Source organism: Streptomyces sp. BR123 (assembly GCF_013401435.1).
Classification (GTDB): domain Bacteria; phylum Actinomycetota; class Actinomycetes; order Streptomycetales; family Streptomycetaceae; genus Streptomyces.
Map to the genome: position 1 here is coordinate 1 of NZ_JACBGN010000517.1, position 2677 is coordinate 2677.

Below are 2677 nucleotides of genomic sequence, written 5' to 3' on the forward strand. Positions count from 1 at the left end.
CCACCCGCGCCGCCCGGCCCCGGCGACCGCGCTACAGGCGCTCGTACACCGTGACCCGACGGCCCCGGACCTGCCGGTCTTCCACCGGCCTGAAGTGCTCCTTCAGCACGGCCGCCTTCGCCGCGTCCCGCGCCGCGCCCGACGGCTTGGCCACCTTCGCCGAGTCCGTGACCAGCAGCACCCGGCGCTGCCGCAGCAGCTCCGCCCGGATCCGCGCCGGTTCCGCCTCCTCGCCCTTGAGCGTCGCCGAGGCCACCGGATCCCGCTCCAGGGAAATGTCCGCCAACCCCGCGAAGGCGCCGGGGGAGACCAACGCCGTGTCCCGGCGCGCCGCCGGCACGAACAGCACCGCGTCCCCCGGCCGCTTCAGCCTGGCCACCTCGCCGGCCACCGCCAGCACGTCGTCGACCCGGCTCGCCGGAGCCCGCTTCGCCAGCTCCACCGGCAGCAGCGCCACCACCGCGACCCCGACCACGCCCGGCACCAGCAGCCGCGCCGCCCGCGGGAACCGGGGCGCGGCAGCCCGTACGGCGGCGCCCAGCGCGGCACCGAGCAGCAGCGCGAGGCCGACCATGCTGAACAGCACGTACCGGTCCAGGAACAGGGGCTGGGCCAGCGAGATCCCGACCAGGGCCAGCTGCGGCACCGCCAGCAGCGGCAGGCCCACCGCCGCCACCGACAGCCGGCCCGCCCGCGGCCGGTCCAGCCACGCCCCCAGCCCGCCGATCGCCAGCAGGATCCCCGGGCCGATCATCATGTGCCAGGTCAGCGGCGGAATCCACGACACCTGGTCGGACTGGCCCCGGCTGAACAGGATCAGCGGCAGCGCTCCCGCCACCGCCCCAGCCGCGGCGGCCGTCCAGCGCCCGAGCAGCCCGCGCCCCGCGCCCGCCCACCACAGCGTCGCGGCGTGCGCGGGCAGGACCAGCAGCGACAGCCAGTTCAGCAGCGCGCACACCAGCACGGTCAGCCCGTACGCCGTCCAGCGCGGCCACACGCGCCGCCCCTGCCCGCCGCGCCCGCCCTCGCCCTCCGACAGCAGGGACACCAGCAGCAGCGTCGACACTGCCGCCCCGGCCGCGACCAGCGCGTACGGCCGGCCTTCCTGCAGATAGAACTGCACGGCCGGCAGCAGCGGCAGCGCCAGCCCGCCGCCCAGCCCCGCCCAGAACCCGGCCAGCCGCCGACCGATCAGCGCCGTGCACGCCGCGGCCCCCGCGACGGCCAGTACCGACGGCAGCCGCAGCGTCGCCGTGCTCGCCCCGAACACCTCGAAGAGGCCGTGCATCAGCAGGTAGTACAGCCCGTGCACGGCATCCACGTTCCCGAGCATCCGCCAGATCTCGCCGGCCGACCGCCCCGCCGCCACCTGCCAGGTCGCCGCCTCGTCACGCCACACGCTGTCCTGCCGGGACAGCCCCCACAGCCCGAACCCCAGCGTCCACAGGACCGGTATGAGCCATACGAGGATCCGCCGTCGGCCTGGGGTGATGTCGGAAGTCATGAACGGATCGGATCCTCGCTGGGCACCTCGGGCGGAAAGCACCAGTCTATGGACGGCACGGCCGTTTCCCCGCCCCGCAGTTGTGCACAGCGGAGCGAGAGCGCACACCCGCCGCGCCTGGCCTCGCCCCGGCGACAACGGGACGACGAGGGGCGACCGGCAGCCCTGGCGTCGGCGCCGTCCACCAGGGCGTCCCGATGCGCACGGTGCGGTACGGCATGCGGTGAGGGTCCGGCTCCCCCGTCTCGAACGCGCCTCAGCCGGCGCAGTGGTACGTGAACCGGGTCGTTGCCGTGCGCCGGGTGGGGGAGAGGATCTGGATCTCGGCGGCGGCCGGGTAGGTGCCCTGGCCGCGGAAGCTCCACAGCAGGTGCAGCCGGGCCTCGTCCCGGCCCCGGGGCACCTGTTCCGTGAGCTGTTCCGAGTGGGTTCCGTCGCTGCGGATCCACCGGTACGCGACCGTCCCCGGCCGCCCGTTGGTCCGTACGACGGCCACCACGTCGGCGGTGGCGCCGCAGCCCGGGTTCTCCCCGGCGGCGGTTCCCACGGCCAGGCCCCGCACCTCCAGTCCCGGCCCGAACCGCTGCCAGGCGAGGTAGGCCAGTACGGCGAGCAGCACGGCTCCGGCGAGGGTGTAGCGGCGCCATTCGCGGCGGCGCCGCCGGGGCGGTACCACCACGGGGAACGGGGCGGGCACAGCCGCCGTCACCCCCGGTCCGAACCGCAGCACCGAGCCCTCGACCCGGTCCGGGGCGGCGTCCTGCGGCTGCGGCGGCCCGCTGATCCAGTGGCTGCCGAGGACCGTTGCGCTGTACTCGTCGTCGCTCATGCGGGGTGGCACCTCCTCGTGAGCAGGCTGTCGGTTGCGGGGCCCGTTCCGGCGGCGGGGGACGTCGTGACCCGGACGCCCCAGCCGCAGCCGCCGCCCTTGAAGGTGTGCGTCAGCGGGGCGTTCGCCGCCAGAGCCGCCACCGTCCCCGAGCCCACGGTGTGGTCGTACTCCGTGGTGCCGTCGGGCTCGGAGAACGGGTCGCCGTCGTCGCCGGTGTACCACCGCACGGTGACCTTCACCTTGCCCGTGCCGGAGGCCTTGATCGTGATGTCGGCCCGGCCGGTCTCGTCGTCGGTCTGGGACAGGCCCACCTCGACGGCGGACACGACCGGGGCGGGGGC

General features: G+C 75.5%; 2 protein-coding genes and 1 pseudogene. All 3 read right to left on the bottom strand.

Features of this window, described 5'->3' with window-relative positions; genetic code table 11:
* Window positions 1–31: 31 nt before the first annotated feature.
* Window positions 32–1504 carry a hypothetical protein gene (locus HYE82_RS35785; RefSeq protein WP_179178400.1) on the bottom strand — a complete coding sequence of 491 codons (1473 nt, stop codon included), beginning with the start codon at window positions 1502–1504 and terminating at the stop codon, window positions 32–34.
* 256 nt (window positions 1505–1760) lie between these two features.
* The gene (locus tag HYE82_RS35790) at window positions 1761–2333 is read right to left on the bottom strand and encodes a hypothetical protein (RefSeq protein WP_179178401.1); all 573 of its coding nucleotides are present in this window, start codon (window positions 2331–2333) and stop codon (window positions 1761–1763) included.
* Window positions 2330–2677 (bottom strand): annotated as a pseudogene (locus tag HYE82_RS35795) (serine/threonine protein kinase); the annotation flags it as partial. The gene HYE82_RS35790 and the pseudogene HYE82_RS35795, both read right to left, overlap by 4 nt.

Coding starts and splice junctions, on each gene's coding strand:
- HYE82_RS35785 (WP_179178400.1), bottom strand. CDS start 1,504: ATGACTTCCGACATCACCCCAGGCCGACGGCGGATCCTCGTATGGCTC.
- HYE82_RS35790 (WP_179178401.1), bottom strand. CDS start 2,333: ATGAGCGACGACGAGTACAGCGCAACGGTCCTCGGCAGCCACTGGATC.